Annotated in this window: 17 protein-coding genes; 10 read left to right on the top strand and 7 right to left on the bottom strand. The window is 66.9% G+C overall.

Annotated elements, in window-relative coordinates; genetic code table 11:
• Positions 1-4 precede the first annotated feature (4 nt).
• From AC1KVE_RS10020 to hpaM, 3 genes are all read left to right on the top strand, one after another.
• Positions 5-2,407, top strand: a complete 2,403-nt coding sequence (locus AC1KVE_RS10020; RefSeq protein ID WP_481092376.1) for a penicillin acylase family protein — start codon at positions 5-7, stop codon at positions 2,405-2,407.
• Positions 2,408-2,623: 216 nt separating this feature from the next.
• A complete protein-coding gene (locus AC1KVE_RS10015) occupies positions 2,624-4,768 on the top strand; it encodes a TonB-dependent siderophore receptor (protein WP_184231085.1) in 2,145 nt (714 codons plus the stop codon).
• A 241-nt stretch (positions 4,769-5,009) separates the two neighbouring features.
• Positions 5,010-6,059: a type III secretion-associated outer membrane-bound protein HpaM gene (gene hpaM / locus AC1KVE_RS10010; RefSeq protein ID WP_481092375.1), complete on the top strand. Its 1,050-nt coding sequence runs from the start codon at positions 5,010-5,012 to the stop codon at positions 6,057-6,059.
• Between the two features lie 68 nt (positions 6,060-6,127).
• Here the strand turns inward: hpaM and asnB are convergent, their stop codons facing one another.
• From asnB to map, 7 genes are all read right to left on the bottom strand, one after another.
• On the bottom strand, positions 6,128-7,822 hold the full coding sequence (asnB, locus tag AC1KVE_RS10005) for an asparagine synthase B (RefSeq protein WP_184614162.1): 1,695 nt from the start codon (positions 7,820-7,822) through the stop codon (positions 6,128-6,130).
• 293 nt (positions 7,823-8,115) lie between these two features.
• On the bottom strand, positions 8,116-9,249 hold the full coding sequence (dapE, locus tag AC1KVE_RS10000) for a succinyl-diaminopimelate desuccinylase (protein ID WP_481092374.1): 1,134 nt from the start codon (positions 9,247-9,249) through the stop codon (positions 8,116-8,118).
• A gap of 111 nt (positions 9,250-9,360) precedes the next feature.
• Positions 9,361-9,717 carry an arsenate reductase gene (locus AC1KVE_RS09995; protein ID WP_184455470.1) on the bottom strand — a complete coding sequence of 119 codons (357 nt, stop codon included), beginning with the start codon at positions 9,715-9,717 and terminating at the stop codon, positions 9,361-9,363.
• Positions 9,714-10,187 (bottom strand): hypothetical protein, encoded by a 474-nt coding sequence (locus AC1KVE_RS09990; protein ID WP_481092373.1) that lies wholly within the window; start codon positions 10,185-10,187, stop codon positions 9,714-9,716. The genes AC1KVE_RS09995 and AC1KVE_RS09990 overlap by 4 nt, the downstream gene beginning before the upstream one ends.
• Entirely contained in the window at positions 10,184-11,350 is a 1,167-nt protein-coding gene (dapD, locus tag AC1KVE_RS09985) for a 2,3,4,5-tetrahydropyridine-2,6-dicarboxylate N-succinyltransferase (RefSeq protein WP_104568722.1), read from the bottom strand. Before dapD ends, AC1KVE_RS09990 begins: the two co-directional genes overlap by 4 nt.
• Positions 11,351-11,372: 22 nt before the next feature.
• Positions 11,373-13,982, bottom strand: a complete 2,610-nt coding sequence (locus AC1KVE_RS09980) for a [protein-PII] uridylyltransferase (RefSeq protein WP_102252322.1) — start codon at positions 13,980-13,982, stop codon at positions 11,373-11,375.
• Positions 13,979-14,755: a type I methionyl aminopeptidase gene (map, locus tag AC1KVE_RS09975; RefSeq protein WP_039520326.1), complete on the bottom strand. Its 777-nt coding sequence runs from the start codon at positions 14,753-14,755 to the stop codon at positions 13,979-13,981. Before map ends, AC1KVE_RS09980 begins: the two co-directional genes overlap by 4 nt.
• A 318-nt stretch (positions 14,756-15,073) precedes the next feature.
• Here map and AC1KVE_RS09970 point away from each other — a divergent pair, with 318 nt between their 5' ends.
• From AC1KVE_RS09970 to rpsB, 7 genes are all read left to right on the top strand, one after another.
• On the top strand, positions 15,074-15,598 hold the full coding sequence (locus tag AC1KVE_RS09970; RefSeq protein WP_039530071.1) for a Csu type fimbrial protein: 525 nt from the start codon (positions 15,074-15,076) through the stop codon (positions 15,596-15,598).
• An 8-nt stretch (positions 15,599-15,606) separates the two neighbouring features.
• Positions 15,607-16,377: a fimbrial biogenesis chaperone gene (locus tag AC1KVE_RS09965; RefSeq protein ID WP_126965532.1), complete on the top strand. Its 771-nt coding sequence runs from the start codon at positions 15,607-15,609 to the stop codon at positions 16,375-16,377.
• 16 nt (positions 16,378-16,393) lie between these two features.
• Positions 16,394-18,745 carry a fimbria/pilus outer membrane usher protein gene (locus tag AC1KVE_RS09960; protein WP_481092372.1) on the top strand — a complete coding sequence of 784 codons (2,352 nt, stop codon included), beginning with the start codon at positions 16,394-16,396 and terminating at the stop codon, positions 18,743-18,745.
• Entirely contained in the window at positions 18,742-19,776 is a 1,035-nt protein-coding gene (locus AC1KVE_RS09955) for a Csu type fimbrial protein (protein WP_481092371.1), read from the top strand. The genes AC1KVE_RS09960 and AC1KVE_RS09955 overlap by 4 nt, the downstream gene beginning before the upstream one ends.
• A gap of 48 nt (positions 19,777-19,824) precedes the next feature.
• Positions 19,825-20,157, top strand: a complete 333-nt coding sequence (locus tag AC1KVE_RS09950) for a hypothetical protein (protein WP_046342169.1) — start codon at positions 19,825-19,827, stop codon at positions 20,155-20,157.
• Positions 20,158-20,159: 2 nt separating this feature from the next.
• Positions 20,160-20,867 carry a fimbrial biogenesis chaperone gene (locus AC1KVE_RS09945; protein ID WP_046342168.1) on the top strand — a complete coding sequence of 236 codons (708 nt, stop codon included), beginning with the start codon at positions 20,160-20,162 and terminating at the stop codon, positions 20,865-20,867.
• 443 nt (positions 20,868-21,310) lie between these two features.
• The gene (gene rpsB / locus AC1KVE_RS09940) at positions 21,311-22,132 is read left to right on the top strand and encodes a 30S ribosomal protein S2 (RefSeq protein WP_026064294.1); all 822 of its coding nucleotides are present in this window, start codon (positions 21,311-21,313) and stop codon (positions 22,130-22,132) included.
• Positions 22,133-22,183: the final 51 nt, after the last annotated feature.

Below are 22,183 nucleotides of genomic sequence, written 5' to 3'. Positions count from 1 at the left end.
GACAATGCGCAAATGGCTGGGCCGGCTGCTGCTGGCAATCGTGGTGTTGATCGTGGCGGCCGTGCTGGCCGTGTATCTGCTGATGCGTGGCAGCCTGCCGCAGCTGGATGGCAACAGCGCACTGCAGGGACTGGCGGCACCGGTCAGCGTGCAACGCGACCGGCGTGGCGTGGTCACCATCGATGCGGCCAGCCAGGTCGATGCCATGCGCGCACTCGGCTATGTGCACGCGCAGGAGCGCTACTTCGAGATGGACCTGATGCGCCGCGCGCCGGCCGGCGAGTTGTCCGAGCTGTTCGGCGTCGCGGCGCTGGACCTGGACAAACGCAATCGCGTGCACCGGCTGCGCGCCCGCGTGCATGCCAGCCTGGATGTCGCCGCCGGCAGCCAGCGCGCCGCGCTGCTGGCCTATACCGAGGGCGTCAATGCCGGGCTGGCTGCACTGCGCGTGCGCCCTTGGCCGTACCTGTTGCTGCGGCAGACACCGCGCGCGTGGACGCTGGACGACTCCATCCTCACCGGCATGGCGATGTATGCCGACCTGCAGGACAACGACAACCAGACCGAACTGGCTGCCGCCCGCATCCGTGCGGTGGTGCCGGCGGCGCTGGCAGCATTGCTCGACCATCAAGGCTCCAGCTGGGATGCGCCGCTGTTCGGCCCCGCGCAAGGCGATGCCGTGCTGCCCGACGCCGCCGCCCTGGATCTGCGCCGCCTGCCGCATGCAGCCGCCACCGCAGGCGCCGAGTCGCCGACGCCGGGCAGCAACAACTTCGCCGTGGACGGCAGCCTCACCAGCGACGGCCGCGCCATCGTCGCTGACGACATGCACCTGGGCCTGCGCGCGCCCAACATCTGGTTCCGCGCACGCCTGCGTTACCCGGACACCAGTGCGCCCGACGGCAAGGTGGACGTCACCGGTTTCACCCTGCCCGGCTTGCCGGCGGTGGTGGTCGGCAGCAACGGGCATGTGGCCTGGGCCTTTACCAACAGCTACATCGACACCGCCGACTTTGCGCGGATTGCGCCGTCCACGCCGGGTCATCCGCAAGCGCTCACCACCCATGTCGAGACCATTCGCGTGGCCGGCGCCGCGCCGGTGCGCTTTGCGGTGCGCGAGAGCGCGTGGGGCCCGGTCCTGCACGACAACGCCGATGGCAGCCTGCTCGCGCTGCGCTGGGCCGCGCAGCTGCCCGGCGCGATCCGGCTGGACTTTGCGCAGATGAGTACGGCGGCCGACATGCAGGCCGCCTTTGCAGTGGCCGATCGCTCGGGCATTCCGGCACAGAATCTGTTGCTGGCCGATCGCAGCGGGCGCATCGCCTGGCGCTTGATCGGTGCGCGCCCGGTACGCAATGCCGGCTGTGGCCCGAGCGGCATCGCCGAACTGGCAAGCTCGGCGCAGGGTGCGGACGCGGCATCGCCTTCGGTTGCGGCAACGGCGGCATCGGCGCAGGGCGGCTGCCTGCCCTGGCCGGTGCGCAGCGACGCTGCCCCCGCCCTGATCGATCCTCCCTCGCACCGGCTGTGGACCGCCAACAGCCGCGTCGTCGATGCGCAGCAGTTGGCCACGCTCGGCAATGCCGGCTACGACCTGGGCGCGCGTGCGCAGCAGATCCGCGACGACTTGTTCGCCAGGCAGCGCTTCAACGAGCTGGACCTGCTCGCCATCCAGCTCGACGATCGCGCCGTGCTGCTCACGCGGTGGTGGCAGTTGTTGCGCAGCGTGGTCGAGCACAGCAAGGACCCGGCCTTGCAGCAGATCGAAGCCGCCACCCGGCAGTGGGACGGGCACGCATCCACCCGCTCGGCCAGCTATCGCATCGTGCGCGGCTTTCGCGGCATGACCATCGACGCAGTGGAAGCCGGCCTGCTGGCGCCGGCAAAAGCCGCGCTTGGCAAGGACTTCCTGCCGCCGCGTCGCGCGCAGCTGGAAGGCATCGTCTGGCCGTTGCTGCAGCAGCGCCCGGCGCATCTGCTGCCGCCCGCCTATGCAAACTGGGATCAGCTGCTTGCCGAGGCTGCACGCAAGGCGCAGACCGATCTCGCTGCGCAGGACGGCGCCTTGAGCGAACGCACCTGGGGCGAACGCAACACCGCCGCCATCTGTCACCCGATCGCGCGGGCATTGCCTGCGCTTGCCAAGCGCTGGCTGTGCATGCCACCCGACCAACTGCCAGGCGATCGCGACATGCCGCGCGTGCAAGGCCCGGCCTTCGGCGCCTCCGAACGCATGGTGGTGTCGCCCGGCCACGAACAGGACGGCATCGTGCACATGCCGGGCGGCCAGAGCGGACACCCCTTGTCGCCGTTCTGGGGCGCAGGCCACGACGATTGGGTACACGGCCGGCCAACCCCATTCCTGCCGACCGCGACCCGCTATACGTTGCAATTGCAGCCGAAGTAGGCGTGGTCATTGCTGTCTCGAGTGTCGGCACAGGTTTCGACCGTCGTTGGGGGGCTGGACGAACGCAAAATCGGTGTCTGCGTTCTGCAGATCGCACCCCGCACCTTGCACATCTGGATACCCAAGTATCCGCAACCACGCCCGCCCACCGATCTGCCCAATCAAGCGAGCACAACATGCTAAGATGCATTTGATAACCATTCCCATTAGTGACCAATGCGCCCCACGCTCCTTGTCACCGCGCTCGCCGCTGTCTTGGCGTTACCCTCGCCCCGCGCCTTCGCCCAACAACACACCAGCACCTCGGCAGCCGTCACCGACCTCGATGGCGTCGACGTCGTCGGCCGTGCGCAGACGTTGTACAAATCCGACGATGCCGCGGTGGCCACACGCACCGATACGCCGTTGTCGCTGGTGCCGCAGTCGGTGCAGGTGCTGCCGCGCGAACTGATCGACGACCAGGCCGCGCGCCAGATCACCGATCTGTATCGCAGCATCAGCGGCATCAGTTTCTTCAGCTATGCCGGCGTCACCCTGCGCGGATTCCGCCAGGAAAACGTGCTCTACGACGGATTGCGTGGCGATCCGTATGCCGGCTTCTCGGTGCCGCAGCTGTTCAATATCGAACGCGTGGAAGTGCTCAAGGGCCCGGCCGGTGCGTTGTACGGCGGCGGCGAACCCGGTGGCGTCATCAATTACGTCACCCGCAAGCCCGGCCATCAGGCCGCGCGTCGGGTGGAGCTGCAGGTGGGCAATCAATCCTTCGGGGCGGCCTCGTTCGAGGCCACCGGGCCGGCACGCGAAGACGGGCGCATTCGCTACCGCGTTGGCGCCTATGCCGATGGCGAGGATGGCTTTCGCCGCAACACCGATAGCCAGAGCCAGATCGGCGATGCGTCGGTGGCGTTCGACATCGGCCAGACCGGCGAGCTCACGCTGCAGTACACCGACATCACCCAGAACCTGGGCGGCAATCGCCTGCGCGGCGTGCCGGTGGATGACGACGGCAACTTCCTCACCGACCGTCGCTGGAACCACAACGAGCCCACCGATTTCCTCGACATGCGCGCCAAGGTGGCGTTCGCGCAATATCGTTTTGCGCCGTCGGATGCGTGGGATGTGGACATGGCGATGCGCTGGTTCAAGAACGACGAGCATCAGATCTATCACGAGCCGATGGGCCTGATCGACCGCGATGGCGACGGCACCGCCGAATGGATGACGCGGCAGCTGCGCAACCAGTTCCGCGACAACGATGCGATCTCCAGCAACGTCAACGCGGTGTTCCGCACCCGCATCGGCGCGATCGAGCACAAGCTGCTGATGGGCGCGGACTACTATCGGCTGGATGCGGATTTCCGCGCGCAGACCGCCAACACCGCAGACACCGGCCGCGTGCGTGGGCCGGTGCCGGGCATCGACCTGTTCAACCCGGTGTATGGCCGCAGCGGCTTCTACGACTACGGCCTGGACAGCCTGCCCTGGCGCGCCACCAGCACCCGCAGCCAGCGCTATGGAGCGTATCTGCAGGACGAACTCACGCTGACGCCGCGCTGGTTTGCGATGGCCGGACTGCGTTGGGACGGCTTCAAGGACGACAACCGTCTGGACGGCTCGCGCGTCACCGGCAACGATCTCAGCTGGCGTGTGGGCAGCACCTTCGTGCTGCGCGATGGCATCAACGCGTACGCGAGTTATGCCAGCGGCTTCCTGCCGCAGGACGCGGCCAATCAGGACAGCAGCGTCGGCGGGCCGTTCGATCCCGAGCGCAGCACGCAGTGGGAAGTGGGCCTGAAGACCGCGCTCAACGATGGCGGGCTGACGCTCAACACCGCGCTGTATCGCATCGAACGCAGCAATATCGTGCAGGCCAACGGCAGTATCGTCGATGGTGTCAATCAGCTCTCCGCGCTCGGCCTGGTGCGCAGCGAGGGCCTGGAAGTGGATCTGCTGGCCGACCTCACCGAACGCTGGGTGCTCAACCTGACGTACGCCTACAACGATGCACGCGTGCTCGATGCCGGCACCAACGGCATCACCAATGCGTCCGGCGACCGCTTCGCCAATGCACCGCGCAACACCTTCGGTCTGTGGACGCGCTACGACCTGCCGGCCTGGAATTCGGCAATTGCCTTCGGTGCCGACTACGTGGGCGAGCGGGTCAGCCTGGAAGGCCAGCGCGTCAAACCTTACGCCATCTTCGACATCAGCTGGCAGACGCAGTGGGATGCCTGGAAACTGCAGGTCAACGTCAAGAACCTGTTCGACAAGGTCTACGCCGCCAGCGGGTTCACCGAACGCACCGGGCACTTTCCTGGCGAACCGCGCCGTATCTACGCGCAGCTGGCCTACAGTTTTTAAGCGGGGCGAACGGGCGCCTGCCCAGGCCTTGGGCGATGCTGCAACTGTGACGCTGGTCGGCCAAAGCGGCCACTGCACGCACAGTTGCGGCCCTGACCAAGGCAGTGCAATGAACCTGCGCCGAATCAGGCAGGCCGGAATCAGCCAGACTTTAACGTCCGGTGGGACACACTAGAGGCCGTCGCGATCTGCAGCGTATTTGCGCACGATCGCCCTCCTCCCCCCACTGACCGGAATCCGCATGCCTCAGCTTGCCCGCTCCGTTTCCGCCCTGTTGCCCCTGCTCGTTGCCACTGCCTGCTCGGCAGCGCCGCCCGCCAAATCCGGCCCGCCGGATGCGCCGGTCGCCGCCTGTACTGCCAAGGTGCGCCCCGGGCAGGATCTGCAGAAAGCCATCGACAAGCTTCCGCAAGGCGATGCGCCTGCGGTGTTGTGCCTGGAAAAAGGCGAATTTCCGCTCAATGGCCTGGTCTCGATCCACCGCGGCAATCTCGTCTTGCGCGGCAAGGGCCCGACCACGGTGCTGCGCATGGCTGATGGCGTGCAGCAACCGGCGCTGGTGGTCGGCGACTACGAAAACCAGCAGCCGACCGGCGTGATCCGCAACGTCAGCATCGAAGACATGCAGATCGTCGCCAGCACCGGCGACAAGGAATTCATGCCCGAGCGTCCGTACCTGAGCAATAGCGCGGTGGTGGTGCGTTCCGGCCAGGGCATCCGGCTGGCCGGGCTGCAAGTCAACAAGTGCCGCAGCGCCTGCCTGCTGAGCGAGTACGACACGCGCGAGATCACCATCGAAAACAACGATGTGTCCGGCGCGATCTGGGACGGCGTGTCGTTCAATCGCACCGCCAAGGTCACCATGGTCAACAACTACATCCACGACAACGTGGCTGCAGGCCTGACCACCGAGCATCTGGAAGACAGCGAGATCCGCAACAACCGCTTCGAGCGCAACGGCAGCCAGGGCATCTATCTGTCCGACGCGCGCCGCAACCGCTTCAGCAACAATCAGTTCGACGGCAACAAGGTCGCCGGCGTGTTCCTGGCCTGCGCCATCCGCTATCGCACGCCGGAAATCCTGTGCTGGGACAACAGCATGAGCCAGGACAACGTGTTCGAGAACAACAGCTTCTCCAATACGCCGTTCACCTACACCATCGGTGTGGACCGCGCTGCCAACTGCACGGCGGCCGACTTCAAGCCGAACCTGTGGCGCAACAACCAGGCCGACGTGGCAGGCGTGGATATCGAGCCGCAGCGCTACGGATACTGCGTGCGCCACGAGTGATCGCAGCAGCGGCCGGCAGCGCGTGAGCGCATGCCGGCCGCTGGAGTTTCAACTTCGATGCAGCAGCGTTACGACGCCAAGGCCTGTTCATGCACGCCGGCAATCGCACGGCCGGACGGGTCGGCCATCGCGGCGAAACTGGCATCCCAGGCGATCGCGGTCGGCGACGAACACGCGATCGACTTGCCTCCCGGCACCGTCTCCGCAGCCGCCTGGCTGGGAAAGAACTGCTCGAACAGCGTGCGATAGAAATAGGCTTCCTTGGTCTGCGGCGGGTTGACCGGAAAGCGTTTGGAGGCGGCAGCCAGCTCGCGGTCGCTGACATGCGCGGCGGCGTGCGCCTTGAGTCCATCGATCCAGCCATAGCCCACGCCATCGCTGAACTGCTCCTTCTGCCGCCACAGGATCGATTCGGGCAGATAGCCGGCAAACGCTTCGCGCAACACGCCCTTTTCCATTCGCGCAGCGCCGCTGCTGGTCTTGTCGATCATCTTGAAGCTGGCGTCCATGCGCATGGCCACGTCCAGGAACTCGCGATCCAGGAACGGCACGCGTGGCTCCACGCCCCAGGCCATCATCGACTTGTTGGCGCGCAGGCAATCGTAGTTGTTGAGTGCATCCAGTTTGCGTACCAGTTCCTCGTGGAATTCGCGTGCGTTGGGTGCCTTGTGGAAATACAGGTAGCCACCGAAGATTTCGTCGCTACCTTCGCCCGACAGCACCATCTTCACGCCCATCGCCTTGATGCGTCGTGCCAGCAGGAACATCGGCGTGGAGGCGCGAATGGTGGTGACGTCATAGGTCTCGATGTGGCGGATGACCTCGGGCAGCGCATCCAGGCCCTCCTCGAAGCTGTACTCGAAGCCGTGATGCACGGTTCCCAGTGCGGCGGCGGCGACTTCGGCCGCGGCCAGGTCCGGCGAGCCTTTCAAGCCGATCGCGAACGAATGCAGGCGTGGCCACCAGGCTTCGGTGGTGTCGTTCTCCTCGATGCGATGGCGTGCATAGCGTGCCGCCACCGCCGCGACCAGCGACGAATCCAGCCCGCCGGACAGCAGCACGCCGTACGGCACATCGGTCATCAACTGACGGTGCACTGCGCGCTCGAAGGCCTCGCGCAACTCCTGCAACTGCACCTGCACGCCTTCCACCTCGGCGTATTCGCGCCAGGAGCGCTCGTAATAGCGACTCAGCGCACCGGTGGCGCTGTCGTACCAGTGGCCGGGCGGAAACTGCGCCGCATCGGCGCAATCGTCCACCAGCGACTTCAGTTCCGAGGCCACCCGCAGCCGGCCTTCGCGGTCATGGCCCCAGTACAGCGGCACCACGCCGATCGGGTCGCGCGCGATGAGCACCCGCCCGGCCGCCTTGTCCCATAGCGCGAATGCAAAGATGCCGTTGAGGCGGTTGAGGTAGGAGGCCGGCGCATCCTCGCGGTACAGCGCATTGATCACCTCGCAATCGGAGCCGGTCTGGAAGGCGTATGCCTGCACCAGCTCCTGCTTGAGCTCGCGATGGTTGTAGATCTCGCCATTCACCGCGAGCGCAAGCGCGCCATCTTCGGACAACAAGGGCTGCGAGCCGCCGGCCGGGTCGACGATGGCCAGCCGCTCGTGCACCAGGATCGCACCGGTGTCGACATACACGCCGCTCCAGTCCGGGCCACGGTGACGTTGCCGCTGCGAACATTCCAGCGCCTGCCGGCGCAATGCCTGCAGATCGTCACCGGGTTGCAGACCGAAAATACCGAAGATAGAACACATGGAAACACTCCTGGATGAAACTGCGGGGTTGGCGGCCGGTGGCAAGCGTGCTGCACGAGAATGACACCCATAAAAAAACCCGCATCGGCCGATGCGGGTTCTCTGATTCCTGGGCGTTTGGTTTTACTTCGCCTAGTCGCAGACCCGCATCGGCCGCGCACGATTGTTCGCGCGCAGATTGTTGCGGTTGGCGTTATTGAGGTTGGCGAGCTGGAAGACCATGTGACCGACGCTAACCGTTCGTTTTCGATGGCGCAACTGTTTCAGCGGCAACGACGGCGGCAACTGCTCCGTCAATCGACCAGCAGCCGCTCGATCAGCGTGCGATACAACGCCGGCAGCGCTTCCAGATCGGCCACGCGCACATGCTCGTCGACCTGATGGATGCTGGCGTTGACCGGGCCGACCTCGATGCATTGCGCGCCCAGCGGCGCGATGAAGCGGGCATCGGAGGTGCCGCCGCCGGTGCTTTCTTCCGGCGGTGCGCCGGCGAACTGGCCCAGCACCTCGCGTGCGACGCTGCGCAGACGGCCTTCCGGGGTGTAGAACGGCTCGCCGCTGCGATGCCAGCGCAACGCATAGTCCAGCCCGTGGCGATCCAGCAATGCGGTGATTTCCGCTTCCAGCCGCGGCGCATCCCACAGCGGGGTGTAGCGCAGATTGAAGGCCACCTGCAGCTCGCCTGGAATCACGTTATTGGCGCCGGTGCCCGCATGGATGTTCGACACCTGCAGGCTGGTCGGCGGAAAACTCTCGAAGCCCTCGTCCCACTGCCGCGCCACCAGCTCGGCCAGTGCCGGCGCGGCCAGATGGATCGGATTGCGCGCCTTCTGCGGATACGCCACATGCCCCTGCACGCCTTTCACCGTCAGCGTGCCGGACAGACTGCCGCGACGGCCCACGCGCAGCAGGTCGCCCAGCCGTTCGGTGGACGACGGCTCGCCGGTGATGCACCAGTCGATCGCCTGCCCACACGCACGGAACAGCTCGGCCACGCGCCGCACGCCGTCGATGGCATCGCCTTCTTCATCGGAGGTCAGCAACACCGCCAGCGTGCCGGCATGCTGCGGATGGGCGGCGACGAACTGTTCGGCAGCGATCGCGAAGGCGGCCACGCTGCCCTTCATGTCGGCCGTGCCGCGCCCGTACAGCACACCATCGCGGATCTGCGGATCGAACGGATCGCTGGTCCAGGCCTCGCGCGGACCCGGCGGCACCACATCGGTGTGGCCAAGCAGCACCAGCACCGGCGCACCGCTGCCGTGGGTGGCCCACAGATTGTCGACCTGGCCCAGGCGCAGATGCTCGCAAGCGAATCCGGCAGCCTCCAGGCGTTGCGCAAGCAGCACCTGGCAGCCGGCGTCGTCCGGTGTGACCGAGGCACGTGCGATCAGCTCGCAGGTCAGTTGCAGTACGTCGCTGGTCATGCTCGTCCTTCCTATAAAAGATGCAGCTGGGCCGCGGGCATCAGCAGGTCGCCTGCCGTCCACGCGCCCGCCCCGCACAGGCCTGCGCGAACCAATGACGCGGTGGCACCATCAAGCGATGTTGAAGCGTGCCTTGAACCCGTTGTCGGAGAAGCCCTGGCTGAGCGCGCCATCGTCGCTCACCACCACCGGGCGGCGGATCAATTGCGGGTATTCGCGCAGCAGCAGCTTCCATTCGGCGTCCGAACCCGGCGTCTTCTTGTTGTCGGGCAACTGGCGCCAGGTGGTCGAGGACTTGTTGATCAAGGCCTCGAATCCGCCGGCCTTGCTGGCCCAATCCACCAATGTCTCCGGCGCGGGCGTGTGCTCGCGGTAATCGACGAAGCTGTAGGCCACGCCGAAGCGGTCCAGCCACTTGGTCGCCTTCTTGCAGGTGTCGCAGTTCTTCAATCCATAGAGCGTGGTCATGTCGTCGCCTTTTCGACTCCGCGGCGCGCGTTTGCACGCGCCAACAGGGTGGTTACCAGTTGATCGTGTTCCTGCCCGTGTGCGGGCAGGAACACCACATCGGCGCGTGTGCCGTGGAATTTCAGCGCCATCCGCCGCGGCGGAATCAGCCATGCCGCATCGACCGAGCGCAACTCGGCCAGGTCCACACGCTGCGACCGTCCTTGCTGCACGATCTCCAGCGCATCGCCCGCATCGCGGACCTGCGCCCAGCGGCTGGATGACCACGCCAGACGCAGGGTCGTCAGCACCACCAGCGCAGGCGCCAGCCAACGCAGGACCTCCAGCTGCTGCGGCACGCCATCGCGCACCAGCGAGCCGGCCACGTAGAGCGCCACCCATCCCAACCACAGGGCCGGGATGCCCCAACGCACCCAGCCACTGAGCGGCCGCGACAGCATGGTGCCGCGTGCAGGCTGCGCAGTGCTCAATCGGCCAGGCCGCGCAGCAACTCGTTGACGCTGGTCTTGCTGCGCGTCTTGGCATCCACCTGCTTGACGATCACCGCGCAATACAGCGAGTGCGAGCCATCTTTCGACGGCAGCTGGCCGGACACCACCACGCTGTAAGGCGGCACGTAGCCGTAGGAAATCTCGCCGGTGGCGCGGTTGTAGATGCGTGTGCTCTGGCCGATGAACACGCCCATGCCGATTACGCTGTGGTGCCCGATGACCACGCCTTCGACCACTTCCGACCGCGCACCGATGAAGCAATGATCCTCGATGATGGTCGGGCTGGCCTGCAGCGGTTCGAGCACGCCGCCGATGCCGGCGCCGCCGGACAGATGGCAGTGCGCGCCGATCTGCGCACACGACCCCACCGTGGCCCAGGTATCGACCATGGTGCCTTCGCCCACATACGCGCCGATATTGGTGAAGCTCGGCATCAGCACCACGTCCTTGCCGAAATAGCTGCCGCGCCGCGCCACCGCACCCGGCACCACGCGCACGCCGGCCTTGCGGAACTCGGCTTCGCCGAAGCCGGCAAACCGCGACTCCACCTTGTCCCAGAACGGTGCCGGCTGCGCGTCGATCACGGCCATCTCGTTGACGCGGAAATACAGCAGTACGGCTTTCTTCAACCACTCGTTGACGCTCCAGCCGCCCTGCCCGTCCGGCTCGGCGACGCGGAACTCGCCGCTTTCCAGGCCGTCGATGACGCGGGTGACGATGGCACGGGTGGAGCCATCGATCTCGTCGACGGTCAGGCTGGCGCGGCGCTCGAAGGCGCTTTCGATGCCGAACTTGAGCTCGTCACTGCCCACCGGCGTTGCAGCGCCGCGCACGGTCTTTTCGGCGATCGGCAGTTTCTTCGCAGCTGCAGCCTTCTTGGCAGCCGGGGCGGACACCACGCTGGTCGGCTGCTTGGCCACGCGCGGGGCCGCACTGGTCGCCGGCTTGGTGGCGCTTTTCCTGGTGACCTGCTTGGTAACGCTTTTGCTGGCGGCCACAGGCTTAGCAGCCGCCGCGGTGGCCTTGCGCTTGTCGACGGCCGGCGCCTGGGGCGCCTTGCCGCTCTTGCTCGGCGCGCGTTTGGGCGCTGCGCCGGTGGGGGTCGCGCCCTGCTTGCGCGCGGTCTTCTTGCTGGTGGCCATGGGGGGTCTCCGAACGGACTACTCAGGTGGGATCGAGGCAGGCGCACAGCGCATCGCGCAGCGCCTGCCGGGCGGATTCGGGCAACGGGCGGTCGTGCTCGTCGGTGATCTGGAACTGGTCTTCGGCGCGCTCGCCGAAGGTGGCGATGCGCGCATCGTGCACACGCAGGTGTTGCAGGCGCAGCACATTGGCCACATCGGCCAGCAAGCCGGGGCGATCGGGCGCGACCAGACTGATGCGGGTGCGGCGACCACCGGCGCTTTCGCTGAATTCCACGCGCGGCGCAAAGCGGAAGTGGCGCAGCTGGCGCGGCACCGCACGCCGCGAGGGACGCACCTTGTGCAGGTCGCCGGCCAGCACTTGGCGCAAGGCCGCGGCCAGGCGCTGCGGGTCGCCATCGGCGGAACTGTCCTGCGGCAGCACCTCGAACACGTCGAAGATCGCATCGTGCGGCGCATCCAGCACGCGGGCGCGATGGATGCCATACCCCTTGCGATCCAGCGTGGCGACGATCGCGGAGAACAAACCATCGCGATCGGGCGAATACACGAACACTTCCAGCGCGTCGTTGTCCGGTACCGCGCGCCGCGCCTTGACCAAGGTCTGGCCGATCTGCACCTCGATCAGCGACACCGCCTGCCAGGCCAGTTGCTCGGGACGGAAGCGCAGGAAGTTTTCATCCGGCATGCCGGCGAACTGGCGGTCGATGGTGGCATCGTCGTGGCCTTGCGCCTGCATCAGCGCGCGGGCGGACTCGCGCGCTTCGCGCAGGCGCTCTTCGCGCGGCGGCGGATGCTCCAGGCCCTCGCGCAGTGCGCGCCGCGCGGCGAAATACAGGTCGGCCAGCAGCCGGTCCTTCCACGCGTTCCACAGCTTGGGGCTGGTGCCGGCGATATCGGCGCAGGTCAGCAGGTACAGGTAATCCAGGCGCTCGCGCGTGCCGACCAGGGTGGCGAAACGGTGGATCACCTCCGGGTCGGAGATGTCCTGCTTCTGCGCGGTCACCGACATGCGCAGATGCTGTTCGACCAGCCAGGCCACCAGCGCGGTATCGCCTTCGCTGAGCCGGTGCGCCTGGCAGAACGCGCGCGCATCCACCGCGCCCAGCTCGGAATGATCGCCGCCGCGGCCCTTGGCGATGTCGTGAAACAGGCCGGCCAGCAGCAGCAATTCCGGCTTGCGCAGGCGCGGCCAGACTTCATGGGTGATCGAAAAACGCTCGTCGGCGCGACCGGCGGCAAACAGCGAAATGTTCCGCAGCACCATCAAGGTGTGCTGGTCCACCGTGTAGACATGGAACAGGTCGAACTGCATGCGCCCGGACACGCTGGCGAACGCCGGAATCCACTGGCCCAGCACGCCCAAACGCGCCATGCGGTTGAGCGACTCCACCGCCCGCGGGCCGCGCAGCAGCGCCATGAAGCGGTCGCGCGCGGTCGCATCGGCGACGTCGTAGGCGGGCAAATCGCGCAGCACCTCGGCCAGCGCGCGCGCGGTCAGCGAATGCAGCCCGCGTACCTCGCGATGCGCCGCCCACTGCGCAAACAGCGCAAAGACCTGCAGCACGTCGCCGGCCGGCCAGTCCTCTGCATCCGCAGCCAGATAGCCGCGGCGCAGACTGAAGCCCTCCCCGAGCGGCTCCGGCACCGCCTCGCCGTCGAACTGTTCTTCGAAACGCTGCAGCAGGCGGTCGCTGATGCGGCGGATCAATGCAGCGCTGCGGTAGAAGCGCTGCATCATCTTTTCCACGCCCAGGCTTTCTGGGTCGTCGGCAAAGCCCAGCCGCTCGGCAAGCGTCTTCTGGTAATCGAACCCCAACCGCTCTTCCGCCCGGTTGGCGACCAGGTGCAGGCCGAAGCGCAAGCGCGCCAGCTCCTCGCGCTCGCGTCGCAGCGCTACGGCCTCGTCGAAACCGACATGGCCCAGCCCGACCAGGGCCTCCAGATCCTTGACCCCGAACGCGCGCAGCGCCATCCAGCCCAGCGTCTGCAGATCGCGCAGGCCGCCGGGGCCGTCCTTGATGTCCGGCTCCAGATTGTCGGCGGTATCGCCGAAGCGCTGATGCCGCGCCAGCAGCTCTTCGCGCTTGGCCTGAAAGAATTCGCGCGCCGGCCACACCTGTTGCGGCGAGATCGCTGCCGCCAGCGCGGCGCGCGCCTGGCTGCCGGCCACCAGCGGGCGCGACTCGATCAAGGCGGTCAGCACCGTCTGATCGGCCGCCGCGGCGGTGCACTGCGCCGGCGAGCGCACCGCGTGGCTGATCGGCAGGCCCACATCCCACAGCAAGGCGAACAGCCGCGCCAGGGCCTGCTCGTGCTGTTGCTGCACGCCGGTCTCGCCCAGTACCAGCACATCCACGTCCGAGCGCGGGAACAGTTCGCCGCGCCCATAGCCACCCACGGCATGCAGCGACAGCCCGGCATCGGCCGGAATGCAACGCGTCCACGCATTGCGCATCAATTGATCGACCGCGCGGGCGCGCAAGGCCACCAGGCGCTCGATCGGCTCGCCCTGGTCGAAGCGCTTGCACAGCCGCATGTCGGCATGCACCAGCAGCGGGCGCGCTTGCGCGGCCCACTCGGCATCGCCGGCGACACCCGGGTCGGGTCGGTCCGCCGGCGTGGCCGTCATACCGGAGCGGGAGCGTTCGGCGACAGCGTCAGCACATCCACGCCGTCTTCGGTCACCGCGACCATGTGTTCCCACTGCGCGGACAACTTGCGGTCCTTGGTCACCACGGTCCAGCCGTCCGGCAAGGTCTTATGGTGGTAGGTGCCTTCGTTGATCATCGGTTCGATGGTGAAGGTCATGCCGGGCTTGAGCACCAGGCCTTCGCCGGGGCGGCCGTAATGCATCACCTGCGGCTCGTCGTGGTAGACCTTGCCGATGCCATGGCCGCAGTAGTCGCGCACCACGCTGAAGCGCTCGGCTTCGGCAAATTTCTGGATCGCGTGGCCGACATCGCCCAGCGTTGCGCCCGGCTTGACCGCACGGATGCCGCGCCACATCGCCTCGTAGGTGGTTTCCACCAGCCGCTTGGCCATCACCGACGGCGTGCCGACGTAATACATGCGGCTGGTGTCGCCATGCCAGCCGTCCTTGATGACGGTGACATCGATATTGACGATGTCGCCGTCCTTCAGGACCTTGGCCGCGCTCGGGATGCCGTGACAGATCACGTTGTTGACCGAGGTGCACACGCTCTTGGGAAAGCCGCGGTAGCCGACGTTGGCAGGAATGGTGCCCTGCACGTTGACGATGTGGTCGTGGCAGATGCGGTCCAGCTCGGCCGTGGTCACGCCCGCCTGCACGTACGGCGCCACGACATCGAGCACCTCGGCGGCCAGACGGCCGGCGACGCGCATCAGTTCGATTTCTTCTTTGGTTTTCAGATTGACGCTCATGGCAGCGATTATCGCCGATTCGGGCTGAATCTGAACGACCCGCGCGGTTGTTTTTCATGCCGCAGCCGATCAAGCGCCCAGACGGACCGGGCAGCAGGAATCTGGCGGCACCGCGCATTCATGTGTGACGCACTACCGCGCGCGTCAAAAACTCAATAAACGGGGTCATCCGAGAGACATCGCAATTTCGGGAAAACTCTGAGGATAAACAGCGAGATAGCCAAACCATTCAGGGTAATCTTTGGCACAGCTGATGCATTGGAGGCAGGGCGACGAGTCGTCGCGTCACCAATGACCAGACCGGTCAAGGAAATGTCCATGCGTACTGTCCGCCCTGTCCTGCTATCCCTTGGCCTGCTCTCGACCATTGGCGTTGCCACTGCAGCAGATACCACCACATTTAACGTCAAGATCGCCGTCACCAAGGCCTGCACCATCACCGCTGCCTCGGCGACGGACGTCGACTTCGGCTCGGTGTTGTCCACCTCCACCGCCAATGCCGACGCCAACGGCAGCGTGACCGCGCAGTGCACCGCGCTGACCCCGTACAACATCGCGTTGAGCGCGGGCAGCAATGCCGGCACCGCCAACGACGTCACCACCCGCCGCATGAAGAACACCGATGCGCTGGTCACCACCAACAACTTCATCGCCTACCAGCTGTACCAGGATCTGGGCCGCAGCACGGTATGGGGCAGCACCACCGGCACCAATACGCTGAGCCGCACCGCCACCGGCATCAACCAGGTCTATCCGGTCTACGGCCGCGTGACCAACCCGTCGGCCAACAATCCCGCGACCGGTACCTACCAAGACACCATCACCGCCACGATCGTCTACTGAGCGCGCGCATGCCACTGCACCACCGCCTGTCGTACCGGATGCCGGCCTGGCTGGTCACGGCCGGATTGAGCCTGACGCTGGCGCTTGGCAGCGGCGTGCCGCTGCAGCCGGCCCATGCGGCCAGCCTGCAGCTGGCGCCGACCTCGCTGACGCTGAGCGCACAGCAGTCCGCCGACGGGCTCTGGCTGAGCAACAGCGGCAGCGCGCCGGTGCAGGTGCAGACCCGCGCCTATCGCTGGACCCAGCGTGACGGCAAGGATCAACTCGACCCCACCCAGGAACTGCTGGTCAGCCCGCCGATGCGCACGCTGGCCGCCGGCGAGCGCCAGCTGATTCGGGTGATTCGCGCCGGGCCCGCGCCGACCGGCGAGGAAGCCTGCTACCGCATCATCGTCGACGAATTGCCCAACGCCGATGCGGATCGCAAGGGCATGCAGTTCGTGTTGCGCTACTCGGTGCCGATCTTCCTGCTGCCGCCGGGCAAGACCGAATCCACGCCGACCTTGAGCACGCAGGTGATTGCCGGCAGCGACGGCAATGCGCAGATCCAGATCAGCAACACCGGCAATGGGCACGCCCAGGTCGCCGACCTGCAGCACCGGGTCGATGGCACGACCAGGACGGCATTGAACGGGCTGGTGGGTTATGTCCTGCCCGGCCAGACCATGCGCTGGTCGCTGGGGGCACCGCTGGCCCAGTTCGGCCGCGGCACCATCATCGCAAGGATCAATGGTGAGGCGGACGAACGCACCTTGTTGGCCGCGCCAGCAGCGCCGTGATGCGGGCCGGCTGGCGATGACGCTGCTTGCGACCGCCACCTGCCTGGCACATGCCGCCTCCGGCGATCTGGCCGACATGGCGCCACTGTCCGATCAGGCGCCGCAGAACGTGGCGGCCCTGCCGCAGACGCTGTACCTGGATGTCAGCCTCAACCAGGCCGAGCGCGGCCTGGCACCGTTCGAACTGGTGAACGGCCACCTGCGCGGCTCCGTCGACACGCTGCGCAAGCTGGGCTTCCTCCTGGCCGACCGCCCCGCCAGCGAGCTGGTCGATCTGGATCGCCTGCCCGACGTGGAGGTGCGCTACGACGCTGCGCTGCAACGGCTTGCGTTGCAGGTGCCGCTGGCGCAGCTGTCGCTCTCCACTACGGTACTGAAGGCCGAACAGGTCGCACCGCCCAGCGCCACCGCCTCGCCGGGCATGCTGCTCAATTACGACCTCTATGCCACGCGCAATGCCGGGGCCAGCAGCGTGTCGCTGGCCACCGAAGTGCGCGGCTTCGGCATCGGCCGCGGCATGGTCGACACCACCGCGGTGTTCCTGGCCTACGACCGCCCGCAGGACCAGCGCTGGCGCAGCGAAGCGGTGCGCCTGGACAGCGCCTGGCAGATGGATTTCCCCGACAGCGCCACCAGCCTGACGGTCGGCGACTTCTACAGCGGCTTTGTCGACTGGAGCCGCTCGATCCGCCTGGGCGGGATACAGATCGGCCGCAATTACGCCCTGCAGCCGTACCGCGTGCTCACCCCCACACCAAGCTTCCTGGGCGAGGCGGTGGTGCCGTCGACGGTGGAGCTCTACGTCGACGGGCTGCGCCAGTACAGCGGCCAGGTGCCGGCCGGCCCGTTCCAGCTGGCCGCGCAACCCGGCATCAGCGGCACCGGGCAGGCGCAGATCGTGGTGACGGATGCGTTCGGCCAGGTGCGCCGACTGGACTTCGCCTTCTATGGCACGCCGCAACTGCTGGCGCGCGGCATTTCCGAGTGGTCGGCCGGCATCGGCCATCTGCGCCAGGACTACGGCGTACGCTCGTTTTCCTACGAGTCGCGCACGGTCGCCAGTGCCACGCTGCGCAAGGGCCTGCGCGATGACTTCACCATCGAAGCGCATACCGAGGCCGGCGGCGGCGTGGTCAATGCCGGTGCCGGCGGCGTGTGGCTGCTCGGCGCAGGCGGCGTGGTCAACGCCGCCTATGCACATAGCCGGATGGATGCGCTGCGCGGCGGCCAGTACGTGCTGGGGTATGCCTGGAACAACCGTCGTTTCAACTTCACTGCCGGCACCCAGCGCACCCACGGCGACTATCGCGACCTGGGCGCACTGCAGGGCGCGTTGCCGGCGCGCATCAGCGACCGCGCGGTGTTCGGCGTCAACGTCAATCCGATCGGCTCGCTGGGCACCAGCTATGTGCGGCTGAGCTACCCGCAAGGCGACACCTCGCGGTATGCGAGCCTGTTCTGGTCGCGCAGTTTCGGGCGCAACTGGGCGGCCAATCTGTCCGGCAACCAGAACCTGGATGTGCGCAGCGACCGCAGCCTGTATCTGTCGCTGTCGACCACGTTCGGCGAGCTGCGCCAGGCCAGCGCCTCGATGCAACGCAACGGCAACCGCACCGGATTCGTGGCCGATCTGAGCCAGCCGCTGCCCGGCGACGGCGACCTGGGCGGGATCGGCTGGCGCCTGCAGGGGCGTGCCGGCGACGATGCCAACGGCGGCCTGGCCGAGCTGGGGTGGTTGAACCGCATCGGCCGCTACAACCTCGGCGTCGCCAACCAGGATGGCGCCAACTTCGGCTATGCCAGCGCCAGCGGCAGCCTGGTGTGGATGAATGGCCGCGGCTTTGCCGCGCGCGATATCCAGGATGCCTTTGCGGTGGTCTCCACCGACGGCCAGCCCGGCATTCCGGTGCGGCTGGAGAATCGCCTGATCGGCGTCACCGATGCGCGCGGGATGCTGCTGGTCACCCCGCTGCAGTCTTGGCAGCGCAACCAGTTGTCCATCGACACCCTGAACCTGCCGGCGGACCTGCGCGTGGACCGCGTCGATACCGCGGTGACACCGCGCCAGCAGTCCGGGGTGGCGGTGCGCTTCGGCATCACCCAGGTGCGCGCGGCCATGATCGTGCTGCACGACGCCCAGGGCGTGCCGTTGCCGGTCGGCAGCGTGGTGCAACGCGAGGGCAACGCCGAACGCGTGGTGGTCGGCTACGACGGCGAAACCTATCTGGACAATCTGCAGATCGACAACCGCATCCTGGTGGAGCTGCCGGATGGCCGCTGCAGCGCGCGCTTCACCTACCCGACCAACCCCGGCGGCATTCCGCGGGTCGGCCCGCTGCCCTGCGTTCTCGAGCAGCAAACCCCATGAGCCTGCCCGCACTGTGGCGCCTGGTCGTTGCGCTGGCGATCGCCACGTTGTGGCTTGCCCCCTGCCAGGGCGCGCACGCGGACACCACCTGCAGCGTCACCCTCGGTACCCCGCTGGCGTTCGGCAACGTGGCGGCCAACGGCACCACCGATGCGGTGGCAACGCTCAACGTCTCCTGCGCGACCGCAGCGCTCAGCGTGCTCGGCTATGCCCAGGTGAGTCTGTGCCTGGACCTCGGGCCGGGCAGCGCCAGCAACGGGCTGTACGCGCCACGCCGCATGCTCAACCCCACCAGCGACAGCCTGGACTTCCAGATCTACAGCGAGGCCACGCGGACCCAGGTCTGGGGCGCCACCGGGTCGACGACGCCCTCGCCGCGCCTGGTGACACTGTCCTACGGCGTTCCGGTGGTCACCGGCGGCTCGCAGACGGCCAGCATTACCCTGTACGGGCGCATTCCGGCCAACCAGACGCTGTCGGTCGGCAACCACACCAGCAGCTTCGGCGGTGCCGACACCGTGCTGCGCTACTCCTACAACGAAAGCGTCATCGGTATGCCGCCGGCGCCGAGCAGTTGCACGGCCGGCGGCAGCGGTGCCAAGACCGCCAGCAACGCCTTTCCGTTCACGGCCTCAGCCAACGTGCCGGCACGCTGTAGTACCTACGTCACCACCGACCTGGATTTCGGCAGCATCGCCGGCACCATCGATACCGCCATCGACCGCACCTCCACCATCAGCCTGTCATGCACCAACCGCACTGCCTGGAATATCGGGCTGGGCGATGGCATCAATGCCACCGGCAACGTCCGGCGCATGCGCCACGCCAGCAGTGCCAACTACATCGCCTATGAACTGTATCGGGACGCCGGCCGCGGCAACCGCTGGGGCACCAGTATCGGCGTCGATACGCTCAGCGGCACCGGCAACGGAGTCGCGCAGACGGTGACCGTCTATGGCCGCGCGCCGGCACCGCAACAGCCCATCGCGGGTGCCTACAACGACACGGTGACCGTCTCGATCACTTACTGACAGTTAATAAAGTTCGCATTGGGGGCGTCGCTATTTGTTACGTCTCCAATGCAAACGATTGCCTTCATGACGCTGGTCACTTTGTTGAAGCGCCTGACGCTGGTCGCCCTCGTCTGCAGCGCGAGCTCTACCGCGGCCAACGCGGCCACCGCTCCGGGCCCGGAAAACTTCACCCTGCACATCGGCCTGCGTCTGCTCAGCGGCTGCGAACTGCGCACTGCGCCGCCGCGCGCCAGCTGCTCCAGGGGCACGCCGATGGCGATCGCCCCGCCGGCCGGCAGCGCCGACACCCCAACCGCCGCCAGCACCGGGCAGGATGCCAGCGCACTCGCCGGGCCAACGCCTGCCGGCAACGCGCCCATCACCACGATCGCGTTCTGACCATGGCCGCGTCCCGCTCCTGTCGCGGCCTGCTGGCACTGACACTCGCCGGCCTTGCCATCGGTGGCAGCGCCGTTGCCGCCGAGATCGCCATCGCCCCGACCACCGCCCGCATTCCCGCCGACAGCGACCAGACCACCGTCTGGCTCTACAACCAGGCGGCCCTGCCATGGCGCGCCGAAGCCAAACTCTACCGCTGGCGCCAGGACGGCGACCGCGAACTGCTTGAACCGGCCACCGCCGCCACCGTCAGCCCGGCGCAATTCGAAATTCCTCCGCAAGGCCGGCAATTGCTGCGGGTGATCCGCCTGGGCCCCAGCCCGGTGCAGAGCGAAGACAGCTACCGCCTGGTAGTGACCCAGCATGCCTCCGGTAGCGACACCGCACTGCTGCGTTATTCCACGCCGGTGTTCGCCCTGCCAAGCCAGCCCGGCGACCTGCGCCCGCTGCTGCAGGCCAGCCTGTCCGGCCAGGGCAGCGGCCGCGCGCTGAAGGTCCATAACGCCGGGCTCGGCCATGCCCGGCTGGCCGACCTGGCCTACATCGATGCCGGCGGCACCCGCCGCAGCATCCGCGACGACCTTGCCGGCTATGTGCTTCCCGGCCAGACCCGCCAATGGTCGCTGCCCGCCAACGTGGCCGCCGGCAATGGCCGCTTCGTGGCGCGGATCAACAGCGATATCGAGACGACGCTGGCGCTGGAGCCGTGAGCTCTGGGGATTGGGAATTCGGGATTGGGGGTTGGGGATTCGGTACAGCGCATCGCGGTAGCTGATCCTTCGTGGGCGTGTGGACGCGCACGGAGCTAAGCTTGCCCGATTCCCGATTCCCGATTCCCGATTCCCCACTCCCCACTCCCCACTCCCCAATCCCGACTCGCCAATTGCGCCCGCCCGCTCAGCCGGCTATACTCCGCCGGCTGTTTTGCGTCTCTTGCGCATTGCGTCGTTCACGTCGGACGTCACCGACGAATTCACACCTGCCGCCGCCATCCGTGCCGGGGTGCCTCGCAAGGGGTTCGTCACGGAGGCGACAGGGAAGCCCAACCCCGGAATCGTTTGTGCGCATCCTTTCGCAAGGGCCCGCACATCCATGCGCGGACTCTTCAAAGTCCAGTCCGCGCACATAGATTCCGCTATCAGGAGTTACTTCAATGCCCCAAGTCACCATGCGTCAGATGCTGGAAGCCGGCGTCCATTTCGGTCACCAGACCCGCTACTGGAACCCCAAGATGGCGCCGTACATCTTCGGCGCGCGCGGCAAGATCCACATCATCAACCTCGAGAAGACCGTTCCGCTCTTCAATGACGCGATGAACTTCCTCTCCTCGATCGCGCAGAAGCGCGGCACCGTGCTGTTCCTGGGCACCAAGCGCAGCGCGCGCGAGTCCATCAAGGAAGAAGCCGAGCGTTGCGGCATGCCGTTCATGACCCAGCGCTGGCTGGGCGGCACGCTGACCAACTTCCGTACCGTCAAGCAGTCGGTTGCCCGCCTGAAGGAACTGGAGTCGGCCGAGACCGACGGCACCTTCGACAAGCTGGTCAAGCACGAAGTGCTGGGCCTGCGTCGCGAGCGCGAGAAGCTGGACGCCTCGCTGGGCGGCATCAAGGAAATGAACCGTCTGCCCGACGCAATCTTCGTGATCGACATCGGCCATGAAGACATCGCCATCAAGGAAGCCAAGAAGCTCGGCATCCCGGTGATCGCAGTGGTCGACACCAACTACGACCCGGCCCTGGTCGACTACGCCATCCCGGGCAACGACGACGCCATCCGTGCCGTGCAGCTGTATGCACGCGCCGCTGCCGACGCCGTGCTGGAAGGCAAGGCTGCTGCGCCGAACTCCGCTTCGGTCCGCGAAGAAGAGTTCTCGGCCGAATCCGCCGACGAAGGCAAGGGCCGTCGCGCTCCGGCCAAGAAGGGCGACAAGAAGGCTGACGCACCGGCCGACGCTGCCGCTCCGGCTGCCGAGTAATCGGCCTGCAATGCGGCCGCACCATGCTGTGCGGCCGCAGCCCCGACGGGT

The sequence above is a fragment of the Xanthomonas sp. NCPPB 2864 genome, assembly GCF_056675615.1.
The sequence above is the reverse complement of the archived record's forward strand: the minus strand, read 5'-3'. Positions and strand labels throughout refer to the sequence as shown.